General features: G+C 71.5%; 21 protein-coding genes. 10 read left to right on the forward strand and 11 right to left on the reverse strand.

Annotated elements, in window-relative coordinates:
- Positions 1 to 6 precede the first annotated feature (6 nt).
- The 4 genes from M2157_RS44755 (at position 7) to M2157_RS44770 (ending at position 3296) form a co-directional block, all read left to right on the forward strand.
- A complete protein-coding gene (locus M2157_RS44755; protein ID WP_280868057.1) occupies positions 7 to 1239 on the forward strand; it encodes a cytochrome P450 in 1233 nt (410 codons plus the stop codon).
- Between the two features lie 48 nt (positions 1240 to 1287).
- Entirely contained in the window at positions 1288 to 1482 is a 195-nt protein-coding gene (locus M2157_RS44760; RefSeq protein WP_280868058.1) for a ferredoxin, read from the forward strand.
- Positions 1479 to 2666, forward strand: coding sequence for an FAD-dependent oxidoreductase (locus M2157_RS44765; protein ID WP_280868059.1), 1188 nt, complete (start codon positions 1479 to 1481; stop codon positions 2664 to 2666). Before M2157_RS44760 ends, M2157_RS44765 begins: the two co-directional genes overlap by 4 nt.
- Positions 2667 to 2780: 114 nt before the next feature.
- The gene (locus M2157_RS44770; RefSeq protein WP_280868060.1) at positions 2781 to 3296 is read left to right on the forward strand and encodes a MarR family transcriptional regulator; all 516 of its coding nucleotides are present in this window, start codon (positions 2781 to 2783) and stop codon (positions 3294 to 3296) included.
- 3 nt (positions 3297 to 3299) lie between these two features.
- Here the strand turns inward: M2157_RS44770 and M2157_RS44775 are convergent, their stop codons facing one another.
- Entirely contained in the window at positions 3300 to 4439 is a 1140-nt protein-coding gene (locus M2157_RS44775; protein ID WP_280868362.1) for an MFS transporter, read from the reverse strand.
- 81 nt (positions 4440 to 4520) lie between these two features.
- Here M2157_RS44775 and M2157_RS44780 point away from each other — a divergent pair, with 81 nt between their 5' ends.
- The 4 genes from M2157_RS44780 (at position 4521) to M2157_RS44795 (ending at position 8638) form a co-directional block, all read left to right on the forward strand.
- Entirely contained in the window at positions 4521 to 5300 is a 780-nt protein-coding gene (locus tag M2157_RS44780) for a helix-turn-helix transcriptional regulator (RefSeq protein ID WP_280868061.1), read from the forward strand.
- Positions 5301 to 5371: 71 nt separating this feature from the next.
- Positions 5372 to 5752 (forward strand): DoxX family protein, encoded by a 381-nt coding sequence (locus M2157_RS44785; RefSeq protein WP_280855400.1) that lies wholly within the window; start codon positions 5372 to 5374, stop codon positions 5750 to 5752.
- Positions 5749 to 6216, forward strand: a complete 468-nt coding sequence (locus tag M2157_RS44790; RefSeq protein ID WP_280855399.1) for a peroxiredoxin — start codon at positions 5749 to 5751, stop codon at positions 6214 to 6216. Before M2157_RS44785 ends, M2157_RS44790 begins: the two co-directional genes overlap by 4 nt.
- Positions 6217 to 6280: 64 nt before the next feature.
- A complete protein-coding gene (locus M2157_RS44795; RefSeq protein ID WP_280868062.1) occupies positions 6281 to 8638 on the forward strand; it encodes a SpoIIE family protein phosphatase in 2358 nt (785 codons plus the stop codon).
- Between the two features lie 9 nt (positions 8639 to 8647).
- Here the strand turns inward: M2157_RS44795 and M2157_RS44800 are convergent, their stop codons facing one another.
- From M2157_RS44800 to M2157_RS44815, 4 genes are all read right to left on the reverse strand, one after another.
- On the reverse strand, positions 8648 to 9082 hold the full coding sequence (locus M2157_RS44800; RefSeq protein WP_280855397.1) for a cupin domain-containing protein: 435 nt from the start codon (positions 9080 to 9082) through the stop codon (positions 8648 to 8650).
- A gap of 661 nt (positions 9083 to 9743) precedes the next feature.
- Entirely contained in the window at positions 9744 to 10574 is an 831-nt protein-coding gene (locus M2157_RS44805) for an aldo/keto reductase (RefSeq protein ID WP_280868063.1), read from the reverse strand.
- Positions 10575 to 10697: 123 nt separating this feature from the next.
- Complete coding sequence (locus M2157_RS44810) at positions 10698 to 11033, reverse strand: hypothetical protein (RefSeq protein WP_280868064.1); 336 nt, start codon at positions 11031 to 11033, stop codon at positions 10698 to 10700.
- Positions 11027 to 11320, reverse strand: a complete 294-nt coding sequence (locus tag M2157_RS44815) for a hypothetical protein (protein WP_280868065.1) — start codon at positions 11318 to 11320, stop codon at positions 11027 to 11029. The genes M2157_RS44810 and M2157_RS44815 overlap by 7 nt, the downstream gene beginning before the upstream one ends.
- A 77-nt stretch (positions 11321 to 11397) precedes the next feature.
- On the opposite strand from M2157_RS44815, the gene M2157_RS44820 reads away from it, so the two are divergent.
- Positions 11398 to 12363: a TauD/TfdA family dioxygenase gene (locus M2157_RS44820; protein ID WP_280868066.1), complete on the forward strand. Its 966-nt coding sequence runs from the start codon at positions 11398 to 11400 to the stop codon at positions 12361 to 12363.
- Positions 12364 to 12465: 102 nt separating this feature from the next.
- On the opposite strand, the gene M2157_RS44825 is transcribed toward M2157_RS44820, so the two are convergent.
- From M2157_RS44825 to M2157_RS44835, 3 genes are all read right to left on the reverse strand, one after another.
- Positions 12466 to 13494 carry an LLM class flavin-dependent oxidoreductase gene (locus tag M2157_RS44825; RefSeq protein ID WP_280855393.1) on the reverse strand — a complete coding sequence of 343 codons (1029 nt, stop codon included), beginning with the start codon at positions 13492 to 13494 and terminating at the stop codon, positions 12466 to 12468.
- A 91-nt stretch (positions 13495 to 13585) separates the two neighbouring features.
- Positions 13586 to 15094: a metallophosphoesterase gene (locus M2157_RS44830; protein ID WP_280868067.1), complete on the reverse strand. Its 1509-nt coding sequence runs from the start codon at positions 15092 to 15094 to the stop codon at positions 13586 to 13588.
- A 108-nt stretch (positions 15095 to 15202) separates the two neighbouring features.
- Entirely contained in the window at positions 15203 to 16081 is an 879-nt protein-coding gene (locus M2157_RS44835; RefSeq protein WP_280868068.1) for an MHYT domain-containing protein, read from the reverse strand.
- 275 nt (positions 16082 to 16356) lie between these two features.
- Between M2157_RS44835 and M2157_RS44840 the strand changes: the two genes are divergently transcribed.
- Positions 16357 to 17130, forward strand: coding sequence for an SDR family oxidoreductase (locus tag M2157_RS44840; RefSeq protein WP_280868069.1), 774 nt, complete (start codon positions 16357 to 16359; stop codon positions 17128 to 17130).
- A 54-nt stretch (positions 17131 to 17184) separates the two neighbouring features.
- Here M2157_RS44840 and M2157_RS44845 read toward each other — a convergent pair whose 3' ends face one another.
- The 3 genes from M2157_RS44845 to M2157_RS44855 all read right to left on the reverse strand — a co-directional run bounded on the left by M2157_RS44845 (position 17185) and on the right by M2157_RS44855 (position 20580).
- Positions 17185 to 17949: an alpha/beta hydrolase gene (locus tag M2157_RS44845; protein ID WP_280868070.1), complete on the reverse strand. Its 765-nt coding sequence runs from the start codon at positions 17947 to 17949 to the stop codon at positions 17185 to 17187.
- 106 nt (positions 17950 to 18055) lie between these two features.
- Positions 18056 to 18850, reverse strand: a complete 795-nt coding sequence (locus tag M2157_RS44850; protein ID WP_280868071.1) for a DUF899 domain-containing protein — start codon at positions 18848 to 18850, stop codon at positions 18056 to 18058.
- 98 nt (positions 18851 to 18948) lie between these two features.
- Positions 18949 to 20580, reverse strand: a complete 1632-nt coding sequence (locus M2157_RS44855) for an ABC transporter ATP-binding protein/permease (protein ID WP_280868072.1) — start codon at positions 20578 to 20580, stop codon at positions 18949 to 18951.
- Positions 20581 to 20595 lie beyond the last annotated feature (15 nt).

The raw sequence follows: 20595 nt of genomic DNA on the forward strand, positions 1-20595 counted from the left end.
AGAACCATGGCCGAAACCCTGGCCGGCCCCGCGCGCGACGGCGCGGACACCGCCCCCGAGTTCCCCATGCCGCGTGCCTCCCGCTGTCCCTTCGACCCGCCGCCCGGCCTCAAGGAGCTCCAGGAGCAGGGGCCCCTCGCGAAGGTGCGCCTGTGGGACGACAGTGAGCCCTGGCTGGTGACCCGCTACGCCGAGCAGCGGGCCGTCCTGGGCGACCCCCGGGTCAGCGCCGACACCGATCAGCCGGGCTATCCGACCAAGGCCAGTGCCGAGGCCGGCGAGGGCAAGCTCAGCTTCATCATGATGGACGACCCCGAACACGCCCGGCTGCGCCGGATGGTGACGGCACCGTTCGCCATCAGGAAGGTCGAGGCCCTCAGGCCCGCCGTGCAGCGGATCGTGGACGGCCTGATCGACGACATGCTGGCAGGTCCCGGTCCCGTCGACCTCGTCGTGGCGTTCGCCCTGCCGATCCCCTCGCTGGTCATCTGCGAACTGCTCGGTGTGCCCTATGACGACCACGCCATGTTCCAGGAGAACACCAGGACGATGGTCCGCACGACCGCGACCCCCGAGGAACGCGGTGCCGCGACCCGGGAGATCGCCGGATATCTGGCCGGTCAGATCGCCCAGCGCCTCACCGGCCCGCAGGACGACCTCCTGTCGGGCATCGCCGGGCGCGTCGCCGCGGGAGAGCTGACCCACGGTCAGGCCACGGAGATGGCCCTGCTCCTGCTGATCGCGGGCCACGAGACCACCGCGAACATGATCACGCTGGGTACCGCAGCCCTCCTCGAACACCCCGACCAGCTCGCCCTGTTGCGCGACACGGACGACCCGAAGCTCGTCGCCTCGGCGGTCGAGGAACTGCTGCGCTACCTGCACATCACGCACCTGGGACGCCGGCGCGCGGTCACCGAGGACATCGAGATCGCCGGGCAGGTCATCAGGGCCGGCGAGGGCGTGATCATGGTCAACGAGATCGGCAACCGCGACCCCGAGGTGTTCGAGGACCCCGACCGCCTCGACATCACCCGCGACGCCCGCCGTCACGTCGCGTTCGGCTTCGGCGTCCACCAGTGCCTGGGCCAGCCGCTGGCCCGCATGGAGCTCCAGGTCGTCTACGGCACCCTCTACCGGCGCATCCCGACCCTCAGGCTCGCCTGCGCACTGGAGGACGTGAAGTTCAAGCACGACGCGTTCATCTACGGCATCCACGAACTGCCGGTGGCCTGGTAACGGCTCCCTCCCACCCACGACAACCGCGACAAAGACAAGGGGAATCCCATGAAGGTGGAACTGGAAGCCGACAAGTGCGTCGCCTCCGGACAGTGTGTGGTCGCCGCCATGGACGTGTTCGACCAGGACGACGACGGCATCGCGATCCTCCTGACGGAACAGGTCGGCGACGACCAGGTCGACGACGTCACGGAAGCCGTCGCGGTCTGTCCTGCCGCGGCGATCCGGCTGGTCCGGGCGTGAGGCGGATCGCCGTCGTCGGCGCCTCGGCCGCCGGTCTCTCGGCGGCCGAGACACTGCGCCGCGAGGGATACGACGGCACGATCACCCTCGTCGGCGAGGAGCCCGAACCCCCCTACGACCGACCGCCGTTGTCCAAGCAGATCCTGGCAGCGGGGTGGGAGCGGGACCGGCTCGCCCTGCGCACCCCCGCCGACCTCGCCGCGCTCGACCTCGACCTGCGGCTCGGTGTCGCGGCGACCGGCCTCGAACTCGTCTCCCGCACAGTGGAGTTGGCCGACGGCTCCGAGGTGCCGTACGACGGACTGATCATCGCCACCGGCGTACGGCCGCGCCGCCTGCCCGGTGAGGGCGCGCACGTGCTGCGCACCCTGGACGACGCGCTGAAGCTGCGGGAGCGGCTGGGGACGGGGCAGCGGCTGGTCGTGGTGGGCGCCGGTTTCCTCGGCGCGGAGGCCGCCGCGGTCGCCCGGCGCCTCGGTGCCGAGGTGACCGTCCTCGAACCCGCCGCGGTGCCGCTGGCGCACGCGGTCGGCGCAAAGGTCGGGCGGATGCTGGCCCGGGCCCATGTGGACCGGGGCGTCGACCTGCGCTGCGGGGTCACCGTGACCGAGGTGACCGAGGACGGCGTCCGGCTCGCCGGTGGCGAGGAGATCGAGGCGGACGAGGTGCTCGTGGCCATCGGTTCGCTGCCCAACGCCGAGTGGCTGGAGGGCGGCGGGCTCACGGTGGGCGACGGGCTGGTGTGCGACCAGTACTGCGAGGCCGCGAAGAACGTGTACGCGGCCGGCGACGTCGCCCGCTGGTACAACCCGCTGTTCGGCACCTCGATGCGGATCGAGCACCGCACCAACGCGGCCGAGCAGGGCATGGCGGCCGCCCGCAACCTGCTCGCCGCCGAGGGGGCGCGCAAGCCGTTCGCGCCCGTGCCGTACTTCTGGTCCGACCAGTACGACATGAAGATCCAGGCGTACGGCTTCCTGCGCGAGCACGACGAAGTCGCCGTCGTGGAGGGTGACTTGGCGCAGCGCCGGTTCGTCGCCGGATACCGCACCGGCGACCGCGTCAGCGGTGCTCTCGCGGTGGGCATGCCGCCCAAGGCGATCCGGCGGTGGCGGCAGGCGATCGCGACCGGAGCGGCCTGGCACGAGACCGTACGAACGGGGGTCCCGGCGGCCGAGGTCTGAGTGTTCCGGGGGAGCGCCGGCACCAGGTCGGCTGCCGGCGTTCTCTCTGGTACCCGCGCTCAGCGCCTGCCGTAGATTACTTGAGTTACGCAACAAGATGGTAAACTGGCGAGTATGTCCTCACAGCCGCTCCCCGACGTCCCCGCGTCCCCGGAAGTCATCGAGATCGAGCGGGCGCTCACCCGCATCACCTACCTGAGCACCCGGGCCCGTCAGCACGACCGGCTGATGTCCCTGGCCGAGGTGCCGCTGGACCGTGCCGCCGTGGCGCTGCTGCGGCAGGTCGCCGACACCGAACCGATGCGCCCGGGGGAGCTGGCCAACCGACTGGGGGTGGAGGCCTCCCACGTCACCCGCACCGTCCAGCAGCTGCAGAAGTCGGGTTATGTCACGCGCGTCCCCGACCCCGACGACCGGCGCGCCCAGCGCATCCAGCTCACCGAGACCGGTCAGCAGGCGATCGACCGCATCCGTGACGCGGGCGCCCGCGGTATGCAGCTGGCCCTGGCGGACTGGTCGCCCGAGGAGCTCCGGCAGCTGGCCGGGCTCTTCCACCGCATGGTGGACGACTTCCTCTCCCACGCGATCGACGACGACAGCGAGGAGCCGACACCGGCCGGGACCGCCTGACGCTCACCGCACCGGAAGGCGCGGAGCGGACTGTCGCACCGGTGCGGGCTCGCGAAGCCCCCTCAACAGCAGGCCGCCCAGCGCGGGCAGGACGATCAGCGGCACCAGCGCGGTCCGCAATGACGTGGTGTCGGCCAGCGCCCCGAGCGCCGGGGCGGCCAGCCCGCCGACGCTCACCGTCAGGCCCAGCGTGACCCCGCTCGCGGTACCCACCCGTCCCGGCAGACAGTCCTGGCCGAGGGTGACGTGCAGGGAGAACGGCACGTACAGGCCGGCCGAGGTCAGGGCGACGAACAGATACACCGCGGGGCCCGGGACGAGCACCACCCCGGCGACGGCGAGCACGGTCAGCGCATACGCCCGGCGCACCACGGCGACGCGCCCGTACCGGTCGGCGAGCCGGCCTCCGAGGACCGTGCCCACGGCACCGCCCGCGTAGAGCACGCACAGTGCCGCCGTACCGGCCACGTCCCCGCCGCCGACGCGCTCACGGACGTACAGCGAAACGAAGGCGCTGAGCCCGACGAACACCACCGACCGGCACACCACCGCGCCCGAGAGCCGCAGGAACGACGGCCAGTCGTCGCTTCCGGAGCTCTCGGCCGACCGTCCGGCCGGCGCGCGGACCCGGGAGGCGCGTACCGCTGCCGCGCACAGGGCCGCACCCGCCACGGCCGGCACGGCGAGCAAGGGAGAGGCGTTCAGCCCGCCCGTGGCGATCACGGCGGCGACCAGCAGCGGGGCAAGGGCGAAGCCGGCGTTGCCGCCGAGCGAGAACCACCCCATCCCCGTGTTGCCGCCGGGCGCGACGGCTCGCGCGGCCCTGGCGGCCTCCGGGTGGTAGGCCGCGACCCCGATCCCGGACACGGCGACCGCCGCCAGGGTGAGCGGATAGGAGCCGACGACCCCGCTCAGCGCGACCCCCGAGCCCGCGGTCAGTGCGCTCAGCGGCAGCAGCCACGGCATCGCCCAGCGGTCGGTGAGCGCGCCGAACAGCGGCTGCACGACCGACGACAGCAGGGACGCGGCCAGGACGATGCCCGACGCGGCCGCATACGAATAGGCGCGCTCGGCGACGAAGAAGGGCACCAGGGCGGCGACGGCGCCCTGGTACACGTCCACACAGGCGTGACCGAGCGACATCAGCGTGAGGGAACGATTCTTGGACACCGGACGAGCTTCGCCGCAGCGGTGCCTGGCCCGCTTTCGATAATCTGCCCATTGATGTCGAACATCCGCCACCGGGCGATCCGCCGCCGGGCCATCCGCTACACACCTTCGGCGCCCACCCGTGCCCAGCACCTCGCCGCAGGCGAACGCATCGACGCCCACCGGCACGACGACCACCAGATCGTCTACGCCGGCTCCGGCGTCCTCGCGGTCACCACCGACGCCGGCACCTGGTTCGCGCCCGGTACCCGCGCCATATGGGTCCCCGCGGGCACCGCCCACGCCCACCGCGCCCACGGCCGGCTCGACCTGCACCTGGTCGGCCTCCCCGCCGACGACAACCCACTCGCTCTGGACGCCCCGACCGTCCTCGCCGTCGGCCCGCTGCTGCGCGAGCTGATCCTCGCCTACACCCGCGACCCCGCCGACGACAGCCCCGAACGCCACCGCCTGCTCGCCGTCCTGCGCGACCAGCTGCGCGCCTCGCCCCAGCAGCCCCTGCTGCTGCCCACCCCCACCGATCCCCGCCTGGCCGAGGTCTGCGCGCTCGTCCACGCCGACCCCGCCGATACGCGCACCCTGTCCGCCCTCGGCGCCGCGACCGGGGCCTCGGAACGCACCCTCAGCCGACTGTTCCGCGGCGAGTTCGGCATGACCTTCCCGCAGTGGCGCACCCAGTCGCGGCTCTACCACGCCCTGCGCATGCTGGCCGACGACGTCCCCGTCACGACCGTCGCCCACCGCTGCGGCTGGTCCTCCGCGAGCGCTTTCATCGACGTCTTCCACCGCTCCTTCGGCTACACCCCGGGCACCCACAACCGTCGTTCCCGGTGAGGGCCCAGGCCGCTGCGCGAGGTGTTTGTACCATCCAGTAATGTGCGCGGCAGCCCCCAGGAGGAGGAACCGTGTCACGGTCCCCACGCTCGCCCCTGCTGCTCGCCGGCCTGCTGGCCACCGCGGGCGTCACCCACTTCGCCGCACCACGTCCGTACGACGCCACCATCCCGCGGGCCCTGCCCGGCAGGCCCCGGACCTGGACCTACGCGAGCGGTGCCGTGGAGCTCGCGCTCGCTGCCGGCCTGGTGCTGCCGAAGACCCGGCGGACCGCCGCGCTCGCCACGGCCGCCTTCTTCGTCGGGGTGTTCCCCGCCAACGTCAAGATGGCCGCCGACTGGCGTGACCGTCCCGCACCGCTGAAGGCGGCGGCCCTCGGACGGCTGCCGCTGCAACTGCCGCTCGTGCTGTGGGCACGCAGCATCGCGAAGAACGGGAAGGGCCAGGCATGAGCAAGGCGATCGAGACCGGCGACACCGTCGAGGACTTCGAGCTCCCGGACGAGACCGGCACCAGCCGCAAGCTGTCCGAGCTGCTCGCCGACGGCCCGGTCGTCCTCTTCTTCTACCCCGCCGCGCTGACCGCCGGCTGCACCGCGGAGGCCTGCCACTTCCGCGACCTCGCCGCCGAGTTCGCCGCGGCCGGCGCCCGGCCGGTGGGCATCAGCGGCGACACCGTCGAACGCCAGCAGGAGTTCGCCGGACAGCACACCCTCGGCATGCCCCTGCTGTCCGACGTCGACGGCAAGATACGCGAGCTCTTCGGCGTCAAGCGAGGCTTCTCCCTGGCGCCCACCAAACGCGTCACCTTCGTCATCGCCCAGGACCGTACGGTGCTGGAGGTCGTCCGCAGCGAACTGCGCATGAACACCCACGCCGACCGCGCCCTCGAAGCCCTGCGCGCACACCGGCAGTGACGGGCGGGGCCCGGTTGCACCGTTTCGGTTGATGCGGTCCGGCAAAGGGACCATCCTGGACGATATGGAGCACGTCTCCGCTACGGCGACCACCGATGCCTCGGGCATGGTGACGGGGTGGAGCGAGGGTGCCCGGCGGCTGACGGGACGCACGGCCGACGAGGTCGTGGGGCGGGCGGCACGGGAGCTGCTCGCCGAGGACCCGCCGGGACCGGCCGTGGCGGCGCTGAAGGGGACCGTCGTACTGCGGCACCGCGACGGCTCCTCTCTCACGCGCTTCGTGGAGGCGTGCCCCGTCCTGGGCGGGAACGGCACCCCCGCCGGATACGTGATCACCGCCCGGCCGTCCGGCTCCGCCGAGCCGACCCTGGCCGGACAGGCGTTCCAGCAGGCGGTCATGTCGATGTCGATCTTCGACACCCGTCAGCAGTACCTGCGCCTCAACGACGTGGCCTGCCGGGTCATGGGGGTGCCGGAGGAAGCCCTGCTCGGCCGGTTCTTCTCGGACACCGTGGAGGACGCCGAACACAGCCGCGGATTCCTGGCAAGCCTGCGCCAGGTCGCCGAGACCGGCAGAGCGGTCCGCTACGAGAGCTTCACCGGCGCGCCCGCCCTCAACCGGGACCACGCCTGGACCATCGAGATGTGGCCCGTGCGAGAGGAAGGCTCCGAGGAACTCACCGGTGTCGCCCTGGCCGCGTTCGACAACAGCGAGCAGTACTGGGCCCGCCGACGGCTGGCCCTGCTCAACGAGGCCGCGGCAGCCATCGGCACCACCCTGGACGTGGTGCGCACCGCCGAGGAACTCGTCGAACTCCTCGTGCCCCGGTACGCCGACTTCGCGAGCGTGGACCTCCTCGACTGGGTGCTCGGCGCGGACGAGCCGCCGACCGCGCTGGAGGGCGACATCCTCCTGCGCCGCGTCGCCCACCGCTCCGGCCACGAGGGCACCCCCGAGGCCGCCGTCCGCCTCGGCGAGACGGACGTCTACCCTGCCTCCTCGCCGCCCGCGCGGGCCCTGCGGGAGGGGCGGGCGGCCCTCAGCCAGGCCGGCGAGCCCGACTTCATGCGCTGGGTCGCCGAGCGCAACGCCCGCGCCCCGGCCGGCCGCTCGTACCGCAAGGGCGTCCACTCCGTGCTCGCCGTGCCGCTCAAGGCCCGCGGCACCACCCTGGGCGTCGCGGTCGCCGTCCGCATCGCCCACCCCGACGACTTCGGGGACGACGACGCCGTCCTCGGCGAGGAACTCGCCAGCCGGGCCGCCGTATGTGTCGACAACGCCCGCCGTTTCGCCCGCGAACGCACCACCGCACTGGCCCTGCAGAACAGCCTCCTGCCGCGCGGCCTGCCCGGACAGGCCGCGGTCGAGGTCGCCCACCGCTATCTGCCCTCCGGCTCGCTGGCCGGCATCGGCGGCGACTGGTTCGACGTCATTCCGCTCTCCGGCAGCCGCGTCGCCCTGGTCGTCGGCGATGTGGTCGGCCACGGCATCCCCTCCTCGGCGACCATGGGCCGCCTGTGCACGGCCGTGCGCACCCTCGCCGACGTCGACCTGCCGCCCGACGAACTCCTCACCCACCTCGACGACCTCGTCACCCACCTCGCATCCGACGACCGCCCCGACGAGGGGGGCGAGGTCGCCGAACTCGGCGCCACCTGCCTCTACGCCGTCTACGACCCCGTCTCGCGCCGCCTCACCGCGGCCGCCGCCGGTCACCCGCCACCCGCCCTCGTCCTGCCCGACGGCACGGCGCGCCTCGTCCCCCTGAGCACGGGGCCCCCGCTCGGCGTCGGCGGCCTGCCCTTCGAGGCCACGGAGATCGAACTGCCCGAAGGGGCCGTGGTCGCCCTCTACACCGACGGTCTGACCGAGGACCGGGACCGCGACGTCGACCACGCCACCGACGAACTGTGCCGTGCGCTCACCGCGAAGACGGACACCCTCGACGAGCTGTGCGACACCGTCCTGAAGGCCGTACTGCCCGAGGAGCCCGGTGACGACGTGGCCCTGCTGCTGGCCCGCACCCGGGTTCTCGGCGCGGACCGGGTCGCCACCTGGGGCGTCGAGCCCGACCCCGCGCACGTGGCCATCACACGGCAGGCCGCCACCGAGCAACTCGCCGTCTGGGGACTGGAGGAGGCCTCCTTCGTCACCGAACTCGTCGTCAGCGAGCTGGTCACCAACGCCATCCGCTACGGCGAACCGCCCATCCAGCTACGGCTGATCCGTGACCGCACCCTCATCTGCGAGGTCTCCGACGGCAGTTCCACCTCACCGCACCTGCGGCGCGCCCACGCCTTCGACGAGGGCGGCCGCGGGCTGCTGCTGGTCGCTCAGCTCACCCAGCGCTGGGGGAGCCGGCAGACCGGCAGCGGAAAGACGATCTGGGCCGAGCAGTCGCTGGAACCGCCCGACTTCTGATCACTTCGCTCACTCGAAGGAGCAGCCGGGGTTCGGCACGTCCCGCGAGTACGGCGAGCCGTGCGGGAGCACGTACAGCACCTCCAGGACGAGCGGGGTGGACCCTTCGTTGCGGCCGAGGTGGACGTCGCTCGGGCCGCCCGGCTCGCGCACCACGGTGCCCTGCGGATAGACGCCGTCACTGGCGCAGTCGGCGTGGTAGTGGCTGAGGGTGCCCTGCTTGACGTACCCGTAGACGAGGCCGTCGTGGTAGTGCCAGCCGGTCGCCTGGCCCGGCGGGACGGTGATCTCTCTGACGACGTAGTCGGTGTCGCCCACGGTCTTCTGGGCGATCAGCGTGCCGGTCACTCCGGGGCCGGGCGGGGTCGCCTGTGCGGTGCCGCCGGCGAAGACGGTGGCGGTGACGACCGCGCCGGATATGGCGGTACGGAGCGCGATGCGCATACGGAAGGCCTCCTGGCTCGTGTTCTGGGCGACGACGTGTCGCGGTGAACGTCGCTGCGAACATAGAGGCACAGAAGGCCAGTTGGGGCGAAATTCGGTGGATCGTCCGGCTCAGTTCTCCTCGGCGGCAACCTGGCCAGGGTCCGGCCGGTCCGGACCGAGCGTGCCCGGCGCGGATCGGGCGTGCCGTGCCCCGGTGAGTGCAGGGCGCTCGCGTCATGGATCCGCACGACGAACCGCGGCTTCGCACCGGTGGGCCCCTCCCGGCCCTGGGGCCCACCGGTGCGTGCGAAGTCCCGCTTGCCGTGGTAGTCCCGCGGCTCACGCGCCCCGGGTACCGTTCCTGAAGACTGAGCAGGAGCGAGCCCCCATCCAGCCGCACGCCCCGAACGGTCTTGAGCGCTCCCCCACTGCCTTAAAGGCGTGGGAGGTACCCCCAGATCCCCGGCGTACTCGCCCCCGGGGCGGCGACACGCATCCTGTGCGTGGTCCGAGCCCGGGAGGCCAGTTCTCTGAGCGACCTGGCCAGGTGGGCACGGCCAGAGGCGACGGGGAGGCCCTGAACCATCACTCCGGTGGAGCAGGGGCCCCGATCACACGATCGAGCTGACTCGACCTCATGCACACTCCGCGGCCAACAGTTACCAACCCCTCCCGCGGTTCAGAACTCCTCGTGCACCTCCGGGTCCCCGCCGAGGCGCCGTTGCGCACGGTCGGCGATCGCCGCCACCTCGGCCTCGCTCAGCTCGAAGCCGAACACGTCGAGGTTCGTGCGCTGCCGCTCGGGGTCGCCGGACTTCGGGATCGGCAGGGCGCCGAGCTGGATGTGCCAGCGCAGGATCACCTGGCCGGGCGTGACACCGTGCGCCTCGGCGACGCCGGCCACGGCCGGGTCGTCCAGGAGGTCCGAACCCCGGCCCAGCGGACTCCAGCTCTCGGTCACGATGCCCTTGTCGGCGTGGAAGGCGCGCAGCTCGTCCTGCGGGAACAAGGGGTGCAGCTCGATCTGGTTGACGGACGGCAGGACCCCGGTCTCCTTCTCCAGCCGCTCGATGTGCGAGGGCGTGAAGTTGGAGACCCCGATCGACCGTACGAGGCCGTCCTCGCGGAGCTTGATCATGGCCTTCCACGAGTCGACGTACTTGTCGACGCGGGGCAGCGGCCAGTGGATCAGATACAGGTCCACGTACTCCAGGCCGAGACGGGCGCGGGACTCCTCGAAGGAGGCCAGGGTCTCCTCGTGGCCGTGATGTCGGCCGGGCAGCTTCGTCGTCACGAGGATCTCCTCGCGCGGGACGCCGCCGGCGGCCACGCCACGGCCGACACCGGTCTCGTTGCGGTAGTTCGTCGCCGTGTCGAGGAGCCGGTAGCCGCTCTCCAGGGCCGTGGCGACCGCCCGCTCCGCCTCGGCGTCGTCCATCGGCCAGGTGCCCAGACCGAGGGCGGGGATCTTCGTACCGTCGTTGAGCGTGTGCGTCGGGATGCTGATCACGTCCGGACCTTCCCTTGACTGTGTCGTCCCCCCAGCCTCACGGACAGGGCGGGCAATGATCAACCGGACGGGCGCGGACGAGGACAGCGGACGGCGCGGTCGGCGGGATCCGGGTGCCCCACGTCAGGGGCCGGTGTGGGCCGTGCCGCCCTCAGCGGCGAGGGCTGCGGCGATCCGCCGGTGGGCCTCTCGGCGTTCCTCGTCCGGGAGAGCCGGCAGGAGTTCTTCCCAGACCGGAAGGAAGGTCCCCCGCAGCTGCATCAGCCCCGCGGGCCGGGCGAGCAGCCAGAAGTGCAGGTGCGCGGCTCCGTCGCCCCACCGGTTGACATGGACGCGGGCGACGCCGTCGAGGCTGCGCACCGCTCGCTCCGCCCGCTGGAGCAGGGGGCCGAGCTCGGCCGCGCGTTCGGCGGGCAGGTCGGTCAGGTCGTAGTGGCCGCGCGGTCGCAGCATCACCACCGCCGGGAGGCGGGATTCGGTGCCGACCGCGTCGAGCCGCCAGTGGTCGTCGCCCAGAGGGCTTCCGTCACGGGCTTGCGGCAGGTGGGGCACTCCTCGGGGCCGCTCTCGCCGGAGCGGGCGGGCTCGGGGAGGACGGGGGGCTGCAAGGGCCTGACCCGGAGCTCGCCTTCGAAGGGGAAGGTCTCCCAGTCGGCAACCGAGTCGGCGGGCAGGGGCAGCTGTTCACCCGCCTGCAGGCGCCGTACGAAGGCGCTGGGCTCGTGGGGAGTTGAGGGTACGGTCACGCTGGGCAGTCAACCATGGGTGACGTGCCCCGGAGGGTGCGGACTTCGGACACATGACGGCGATCAACGGAGCAGGCATGACGACGGACACGGGCGCTGCGGAGTGGGACTCGGGCATCGAGGTGAACCCGGTGGCCGGGCACATCGGAGCCGAGATCACGGGGGTCGATCTGGGCGGCGATCTCGACGACTCCGTGGTCGCCGCGATCCGGGCGGCGGTGCTGCGCTGGAAGGTGGTGTTCTTCCGCGGACAGAAGCTCGACCACGCCGGCCATGTGGCCTTCGCCCGCAGGTTCGGGGAGCCCGTCGTCCTGGGCAGGCGCGGCAGCGCCTCGCCTGCGGACTTCGGGGAGATCGAGACGACCGCCGACCGCCTGGAACTGGGCGGGAAGTTCGGCATGGAGCACGAGGAGTGGCTGCAGCGTCGGCGGCACACGCTGCTGCGCGGCTGGCACTGCGACCACGGCGCCCGTATCGACCCGCCCGCGGCGACCATCCTGCGCGCCGAGACGGTTCCGCCGTACGGCGGCGACACCACCTGGTCCAACCTCGCGGCCGCCTACGCCGGACTGTCCGCGCCGGTGCGGGAGTTCGTGGACGGCCTGCGTGTGGAGCACCGGCTCGGTGTCGGCTACCAGCCCCGCCCGGGCGATGACGCCTACGTCCGCCACCTGCTGGACCACCAGGTCGCCTCGCTCCACCCGCTGGTGCGCGTGCACCCCGAGTCGGGGGAGCGGATCCTCTACGTCAACGGCTACTACGTCGAGCAGATCGCCGGCCTCTCACGGGCCGAGAGCCGGGCGATCCTCGACATGCTCCTCGAACAGGCGGTCCGGCCCGAGTACACGGTCCGCTTCCGCTGGGAGCCGGGCAGCGTGGCCTTCTGGGACAACCGGGCCACCATCCACCTGGCCCCTGGCGACAACGCCCACCTCGGTTTCCCCCGGACCATGCACCGGGTGATGCTGGTGGGGGATGTGCCGGTGGGGCCGGACGGGAAGCCGTCGGAGGCGATCACCGGGACCGAGGTGGGTCGCTGGTGACGGCACCACAGCGCGGCGCCGGTCGGGTCGACTCGGGGGCACGCCTGTGCTGTTGGTGCCGTGAGCCCTCGCCTCACGGCCCCGCCTGGCCCCTGGCCAGGCCTACGTGCCCGGTCGCCACCCCAGCGTCGGCCCCAGTTTCGTCGCCATGTCGGTGAGGATCTGCACATAGTCCTCGTGCTCGAAGGTGAACGGCAGCGCGAACGCCACCTCGTCGACCTCACGGAACGCGGCGTGCGCGTGCAGCCGTTCGGCGATTTCCTCCGACGTGCCGACGATGTCCGGCGCGAACATCAACCGTGCGGGGCCCTGCGGTGACGTGGTCCGAGGGGTGCGTTTCGCCGCGTACGCCTCGTACTTCGCGCGCTGCTCCTGCGAGGCCGAGTCGGTGGGGATGACGACGAGCCCCTGGGACACCCGGGCGTCCGCGCCGTCCGGGTGGGCGGCGCGGAAGGCACGGATGTGCGAGAGCTGGATCTGAGCGAAGTCGTACGGGCCCTCGGTGCCCTCCGCCTTGACGACGCTGCTGGTCAGGAAGTTCATGCCGTGCTCACCGGCCCAGCGTGCGGAACTCAGGCTGCCGCCGCCGTACCAGAGCCGTCGGCCGAGGCCGGGGGAGTGCGGCTGCACCCGGTCGGAGAACACCTCGAAGCCCTGCACCCCGCTGAAGTCGCTGGCCGGCTTGCCGCGCACGAAGTCCAGCAGCCGCCGCACCCGCTCGTAGGAGAAGTCCTCGGTGTCGGCCGTGTCCGGGTACAGCGCCCCCTTGACCTCGTCGAAGTGCATCGGCGGGCCCACGCTCACGCCCGGGTTGATCCGGCCGCCGGACAGGATGTCCACCGTCGCCAGGTCCTCGGCCAGCCGCAGCGGGTTCTCCCAGCCGAGCGGGATCACGGCCGTGCCGAGCTCGATGCGGCTGGTGCGCTGCGAGGCTGCCGCCATGACGGCCACGGGGGACGAGATGCCGTACTGGAGATGCCGGTGGCGCAGCCATGCGCTGTCGAAGCCGAGACGCTCACCCAGCTCGATGATCTCCAGTGTGGACTCGTGGCCGCGCCGCGGATCCGCCTCGTCGAACAGGCCGATGGTCAGGAAGCCCAGTTTGCGCAGAGGGCGGGGGGACGACGGCACGGGCTCCTCCGGGTTGTTTGATGTATCAAGTAGTACGGCAGTGCCAACCCGCCCGTCCCGCATGATGTTCCCGATCGCCGGGCCCTTCGGGTCAAGATCGGGGCAAGGGAATCGTCACCTCGTCCTCGACCGGCGGGTCGATCTCCTGGGCGAGGTTGCCGGTGGCCGCGAAGCAGCGCAGACGCACCGCCTCCGGGGTGACGTCCAGGCGCAGGAAGCACTTGAAGAACGGCGGGCTGTACGTCGCCGAGCTGGGCGAGAACAGCTGCGTGTAGATCTTGCGCACCGGGAGGCGGAACCGCGAGGTGCGGTCCGGGCGGCCGCCCGCGCCCAGGAGACTGGCGACCAGGCGAGTACGGAATGTCACGCGCGCCGGCTTGCCCGGGAGACGCGTGGGCGGGATGCCGAGCCGCTCGGCGATCACCGCGGTGGCCTCGGCCTCGGTGAGGGTGAAGAAGCGGCGCAGGTGCAGCCGGCGGCCGTAGAGCCTGCTGTAGAAGGCCAGGGAGTCGCCGCGCAGTGGATAGCAGCGGAAGTCCTTCTCGGTGACGTTCGCGATCGAGATGTGCGGGATGGTGTGGGTGGCGTGCATGAACGCGCCGCCGCCGCCCGAGACGACGTACTGGATGGTGCGGCCGTCCACGTCGACCGGGTAGCGCTGGTAGTTGTGGATGTCGCCGCCTATCGCCGCGACGTAGTGGTGCTCCGGGGCGCGCACGATGTCGTCGACCGTGCCGCCGCCCTCGATGGCGCAGGGGTGGTGCTCGCCGTCCACGTACAGGGGTGAGCCCGTGATGAGGATCTTGGGGCGCGGGCCCCGCGAGACCTCGCGCAGCCAGGCGCCCTGTTCGGCGTCGATGGTGCCGAGCAGCCCGGTGTCTATGCCGATGATGCGCAGCGGGCCGGCGTCGACGGCCCAGTACGGACCCGGCTGGACGGTCCGCTGAGCCTGTGCCGCACGCAACCGGCGTGCCTCGTCGAGACGTTGGCCGTCGTCCGTGCGCGGTCGGTGCCACAGCAGGGAGCGCAGCCAGGCGCGGGTCAGGGGGCGAGGCGCGGGCTCGGGATCGAGGGGCGGGGCGTCGTCGCAGAAGACGCGCATGAAGGCGCCGAGGTCCTCGTACCAGTCGTGGTTGCCGGGTATCGCGTAGATCGGCGCCGGATAGTCCTGGTACGGCCGGAAGAACTTGGTGCCGTAGTCGTCCGCGCTGCCCACCGGGTAGATCACGTCACTGGCGACCACCGCGAACCGGGTGCCCTGACTGATCTTCAGAAACCCTGGCACGACGGCGTACTGGGGATCGTCGCCCTCGCCGGTGTCGCCGACGACCATGAACGAGAACCGTTCGGGGTCCTCGCGCCGGATCAGCTTGTCGGCGGGTGCGCCGGCCGCCGCGCGCTGGGCCACCCAGCGGCTTCGGGTACGGCCCGTCGGGTCCCCGAACCAGGAGGCGACCACGCCGTTGCGGGCGGCCCACAGCGTCTTCGGGTTCAGCCACGAGATCTTCTCGACCTTGGACGGCATCAGCCGCTTGTACTCGCCGAGTTGGGCAGAGCCCCAGCCGGCGCCTTCGGCGGTATCGCGTGAGGAGTCAGACACCGGTGCACCGTAACAACGATCTAGATCCGGCCTGGAAGGGGGAGTGCCGTACGGCACTCCCCCTTCCAGGCCATCACCGGATCCGTGGGGACTCCAGGGGGGTGAATCTCACCTCTGCGAACTGTGCGGTGCCGCCCACTGCGGATCCTGCGGTGCGCGGGCGTGGACCACCCTGTCCTCCTCGTTCTCGAAGAGCGAGTCGGGCTGCGGGGTGTTGCTCTCCGTCGAGGCGGACGAGCGGTTCCAGTCACCGTCGCCGAGCACCAGGAGCGGGTCGAACATGACCACCACTCCGGCCAGAAGCAGAAAGATCACCGGTCCCAGGAGCATGGGCAGCAGTAGCGAGGTGGGCGAATCACCCGCCCACGAGCCGCCGGTCCTGCTGTGCACATGGACACTGACCGCGGACATCCCCGTGTAGTGCATCCCCGTCACGGCGACCCCCATGATCAGGCTGGCCCCGAGGCTCGTCATGAAGCCCCGGATGGTGACGGCCGCCCACAGTGCCGCGGTCGCCGCGACGATCGCGATGACCACGGAGAGCGCGACGGCGGTGGCGTCGTACCGGATCGTCCCGTTGAGGTGCAGCGCCGCCATACCGAGGTAGTGCATGGCCGCCACGCCGAGCCCGGTGATGACACCCGCGAAGGACAGGTTCAGGGTGCTGGCGCCGCGATAGCCGACGATGAACACGCCGATGCCCACGACGACGATGGCCACGGCGAGACTGAGGACCGTGAGCCCGGCGTCGTAGCGGATCCGGGTCTCCACGACCTGGAAACCGATCATGGCGATGAAGTGCATCGTCCAGATGCCGCAGCCGATCGAGGCGGCACCGAGCGCCAGCCAGCCGGCCTTCCACGACTGATTACTGAGCAGGGTGCGCACGATGCAGCGCAGCCCCAGAGCCCCTCCCAGGCACGCCATTAAGTAGGCGGCCACCGGGGTCACCGCACCATAGCGGAACCCGTCAACCGTGCCTTCCATAAGCCAACTCCCCCCAGAGTCTTGGCTGGTTGTCGTCGAAGGGTTACGGCAGGGGATCAGGTAAAGCAAGGCATTACCGGTGGTAAGAGGAGAACTCTCGAATAGCGCGGTTGAACTTAAGTCACAATGAGGCGGGTTTCAGCCAAGCGGCCTCCTGGGGGCTGCTGCTGTGCCAGAGTTGAACGGATGTCAGGTCCTCGGCAGGAGCAGGGACGCGTCTGCGGTCGGGAAAAGCGCTTGCTGCGCCGGGGGTCGCTCGTGAACGATCCCGTCCCGTGACAACAGGATTTCTCTCCACCGCCCGCCCTCTCGCTCTGATCACCGGCGTGGGCCGCACGGTCGGTATCGGCGCCGGGATCGCGCAACGGCTGGCCGGCTCGGGTTGGGACATCGCTTTCACCTACTGGAACCCGTACGACGCCCGCATGGCCTCGGGCGGCGAGCCCGGCGCGACCGAGGCGATCGAGGCGAGCCTGTCCGAGCGGGGCGTGGCCACCGCCGCCATCGAGGCGGACCTCGCCGACCCCGACACACCGGCCCGGGTCTTCGACGAGGCTCAGCGGCGGCTGGGGCCCGTCACCGCGCTGGTGATGAGCCACTGCGAGTCGGTCGACTCCGGCCTGCTCGACACCACCGTCGAGAGCTTCGACCGGCACTTCGCCGTCAACACGCGCGCGACCTGGCTGCTCATCCGGGAGTTCGGCCGCCGCTTCACCGCGGAGAAGGGCACCGGCCGGATCGTCAGCCTCACCAGCGACCACACCGTCGGCAACCTGCCCTACGGGGCGAGCAAGGGCGCCATGGACCGCATCACGCTGGCCGCCGCCCACGAACTCGCCCATCTCGGCGTGACCGCCAACGCCATCAACCCCGGCCCCGTCGACACCGGTTGGATGACCGAGGAGGTTCGCGCGCACTGCATCGGCGCCACCCCGCTCGGCCGCCTCGGCACCCCGCAGGACACCGCCCACCTGGTCGACTTCCTGTGCTCACGGGAGGGCCAGTGGATCAACGGGCAGCTGCTGAAGAGCAATGGGGGCTTCGAGTAAGCCCCTTCTGCCGCCTCCCGCCTCCCGCCGCCCCCGGGCCCCTGTCCGGTCCGGTCACGTGAAGAACTCGTCCAGCAGCGGCAGCAGCAGAGATGTCCGCCGCATGAGGGACATGTGCGTGGTGGCCGGCAGGACCGCCAACTGCGCCTCGGGGATCAGGCGTTGCATCTCCGCCGCGTGCTCCACCCGTACGAAGTCGCGGTCACCGACGAGCAGCAGCGTGGGCGCCCGCAGTCCGCGCAGGTCGTCTGCGGCCCATGGCAGCGGGGCGTGCGCCGCCGCCGAGACCTTGGCGAGGAAGTCCTGGAAGTGCTCGGGGTAGGGTGCGACGGCCGCGTACGTGTCGGCCATCTCCTGGAAGTCGGCCTGGCTGGGCAGCCGGGGCGAGCTGTAGTCCGGGACGCGGACCTCCTCGTGGACCCCGTCCTGGGTGTACATGGTGGCGGCGAGCGCGAGCCGTCCGACGCACTCCGGGTGCCTGACGGCGATCTCCAGAGCGGTCAGACCGCCCAGGCTGAACCCGAGGAAGTCGGCCTGCTGGACACCGAGTTCGTCGAGCAGCGCCACCACGTCCGACGCCAGATCCGGCACCGTCAGCTCACGGTCTGTGTCGGCGGTGTGGCCGTGCCCCTGCAGCTCGGGCGCCACGACATACCGGTCGGCGGCCAGGGCGGGCAGTACGGCGGAGAAGGCCAGACCGACCGTCTGCCCGCCGCCGTGCAGCAGCACCAGCGGACGGGTCCCCTCAGGGGCGTCGCCGTGAGTCTCGTAGTACATCTCCAGGCCGTTGACCTTGGCGTGGGCGGAACTGTTCGGCACGGTGATCACATCCGTTCTGCGGGAGCCGTACAGGAGACAGACCTGGCGCGGACGCGATAGTCATCGGTGCTCAGCCGTGCTCGTCAGCTCAGCCGTACCCGTCAGCTCAGTCGTACTCGTCGGGAATCCGCATCGCCGGACCGCCGACCTGGAGCCCGAGCGGGGTCGCGCGGCCCTTCGGCTCCTCCCACGCCTCCTGACGGCCGAGGGCGGTGAGGTCGAGGTAGGGATAGCCGTTGTGGAACTCCTCAATGCCCCGGCCGAAGGTGGAGTACGTGTGGAAGACCTCGTCGCCGACCCGCAGGAAGGCGCTCATCCCCGGCCAGTCGCCGCGCATGCTCGGCGACCAGGGCATCCCGGCGTCGGCGAGCTCGGCCTCGGAGCGGTGGAAGATCTGTACCGGTGCGACCCGTTCGTCGACGGTCGCGTGGAAGTCGTAGTTGAAGTCGCCGCCCGCCGAGGAGTACCAGGGGAACGACCAGCCCATCCGCTCGCGGTACGCGGCGAGTTTCGCGTACGGCGCCCTCGTCACCGCGGCCAGCGAGGTGTTGCGGGCATGGAGTTGCCGCAGGTTGCCGATCTGGTCGGCCGCGGAGGAACAGCTGGGGCAGCCGGTGTCGCGGGGGTGCTCGGTGCCGTCGGCGTCGAGGTCGAAGGTCCACATGAAGTGATGTACGACCAACTGGGCCCGGCCCTCGAAGAGTTCGAGCAGGCTCACGTCGCCGTGCGGACCTTCGAAGACGTACGGCTTCTCGACGCGGACCATCGGCAGCCGCCGCCGGGCGGCGTTGACCCGGTCGCGCGCCCGGGTGACCTCCTTCTCCTCCGCCAGCAGCTCCTTGCGGGCGCGGAGCCACTCCTCGGGTGAGACCACCTCGGGCAGATGCGCCATCGCCGTCATCTCGATCCTCCCAACCGCTCCTGCCACCTGCCGGGCAAGGGGACACGGGCCACCTCTCCAGCTTGCGCCCGACGCGGACACGTGGCGAACGTGCCTGCCTAGAGCGCCACCACCCGCCCGCTGCGACCCTGAAGCCGGACCGAGGCGAGGGCGGCGCAGACCACGGCCACGCCGAGGAGCGTGCCGCAGGCCACCGCCGCGGTGCGGGCGTCGCCCACGAGAGAGGCGCGCAGGCCGTGGGCGGCCCAGTAGCCGGGGGAGACCGGAGCGACGTCTGCCACCCATGCCGGCAGGACGCCGAGCGGGACGAGCGCGCCGCCGACGCTGCTGAGGAGCATGCCGCCGATGTCGTAGGCCGCCGAGAGCTCGCCCATGGTGCGCACGAGCACGCCGAGCAGCGCCCCTAGCGCGAGCAGGGTGCAGCTCCAGCTGAGCAGGACCCCCAGCAGCAGGAACGGGTGCGGGACCCGCAGCCCGAACACGCACACCCCGAAGCCGACGATCAGGAGCTGCTGGGCGAGCAGGGCGGTGAGGACCGGGACGGCCTTGCCGAGGAGCAGCTCCCCCGGACGCAGCGGCGTGCAGCGCAGCCGGTCCCAGGTGCGGCCGAGCCGCTCGGTGAGGATCGCGTTGCCGGAGATGCTGAGCGCGAGCAGCGAGAAGGTGACCAGCGTGCCGACGACAGCTTGTTCCGTACCGGCCGTGCTGCCCTGCGCGGACAGGTAGAGCGGACGCAACAGGGTCATGAAGACCAGCGGCAGGATCATCCGGCTCAGCAGCGGGCCCGGTTCGCGCAACATCAGCAGGGTGTTGTGGCGTACGAGGACGCCGATGCGGGTGGTGGACTCACGCGGCGGCGTCATGGGCCTGCGTCCCCTCGAGCGCTGCGGTCTCCAGGGAGTGGTAGAGGTCGTCCAGGCCGGGGCGGTGTACGTCGACGGAGGCGGGCGTACGGCCGGAGGCGAGCAGGGCGGCCAGGTCGGCGCCGGGATCCGTGGTCGGCATCCGCAGCTCGGGTTCCGCCGGGTCGGCGAAGGTGATCTGGTCCTGAGCTCGCCGGGCAGGTGGCGGGTGAGCTCCTCCTGGGTGCCGCGCGCGATGACCCGGCCCTCCCTCGCGAGCGCCAACGTGGCGTTCAGATCGACGAGTTCGGGGAGGTAGTGGGTCGTGTAGACCACCGCGACACCGGTCTCTGCGCGCGCCCTGACGGCGGCCAGCAGTGCCGAGCGGGTCTCCGGATCGGCCCCGGCGGTCGGCTCGTCCAGCAGCAGAAGGGGCGGAGAGCCGACCATCGCGGTGGCCGCCTGGACCCGGCGGCGCTGCCCGCCGGACAGCACGCCCACCGGCCGGTCCGCGAGCGCCGACAACTGAAGCTCCTCAAGGACCCGCGCGATCCCCGCCTCGCGGCGCCGTCCGCGCAGCCCCGCGAGGCCGGCGAACAGCCGCAGGTTCTGCCGCACCGTGACGCTGCCGTACAGAGCCAGCTCCTGGGGAGCCGTCCCGATGAGCCGTCGCGCGGCCCGCCCTTCGGTCAACGCGTCGTACGGTCCGATGCGGATCCGGCCCGCGTCGGGACGCAGGAGACCGGTGACGATCTCCACGAAGGTCGTCTTGCCTGCACCGTTGTGGCCGATCAGGCCGACGATCTCGCCGGGCCCGACCATCAGATCGAAGCCGTCGAGCGCGCGATGACGGCCATGACACTTCACCAACCCACCCGCTACGAGCATCCTTCCCCTCCATGT

The organism is Streptomyces sp. SAI-127 (assembly GCF_029894425.1).
GTDB lineage: Bacteria > Actinomycetota > Actinomycetes > Streptomycetales > Streptomycetaceae > Streptomyces.

Coding starts and splice junctions, on each gene's coding strand:
- M2157_RS44795 (WP_280868062.1), top strand. CDS start 6,281: ATGGAGCACGTCTCCGCTACGGCGACCACCGATGCCTCGGGCATGGTG.
- M2157_RS44850 (WP_280868071.1), bottom strand. CDS start 18,850: ATGACGGCGATGGCGCATCTGCCCGAGGTGGTCTCACCCGAGGAGTGG.
- M2157_RS44760 (WP_280868058.1), top strand. CDS start 1,288: ATGAAGGTGGAACTGGAAGCCGACAAGTGCGTCGCCTCCGGACAGTGT.
- M2157_RS44800 (WP_280855397.1), bottom strand. CDS start 9,082: ATGCGCATCGCGCTCCGTACCGCCATATCCGGCGCGGTCGTCACCGCC.
- M2157_RS44780 (WP_280868061.1), top strand. CDS start 4,521: ATGTCGAACATCCGCCACCGGGCGATCCGCCGCCGGGCCATCCGCTAC.
- M2157_RS44790 (WP_280855399.1), top strand. CDS start 5,749: ATGAGCAAGGCGATCGAGACCGGCGACACCGTCGAGGACTTCGAGCTC.
- M2157_RS44770 (WP_280868060.1), top strand. CDS start 2,781: ATGTCCTCACAGCCGCTCCCCGACGTCCCCGCGTCCCCGGAAGTCATC.
- M2157_RS44755 (WP_280868057.1), top strand. CDS start 7: ATGGCCGAAACCCTGGCCGGCCCCGCGCGCGACGGCGCGGACACCGCC.
- M2157_RS44820 (WP_280868066.1), top strand. CDS start 11,398: ATGACGACGGACACGGGCGCTGCGGAGTGGGACTCGGGCATCGAGGTG.
- M2157_RS44775 (WP_280868362.1), bottom strand. CDS start 4,439: ATGTCGCTCGGTCACGCCTGTGTGGACGTGTACCAGGGCGCCGTCGCC.
- M2157_RS44835 (WP_280868068.1), bottom strand. CDS start 16,081: ATGGAAGGCACGGTTGACGGGTTCCGCTATGGTGCGGTGACCCCGGTG.
- M2157_RS44855 (WP_280868072.1), bottom strand. CDS start 20,580: ATGCTCGTAGCGGGTGGGTTGGTGAAGTGTCATGGCCGTCATCGCGCG.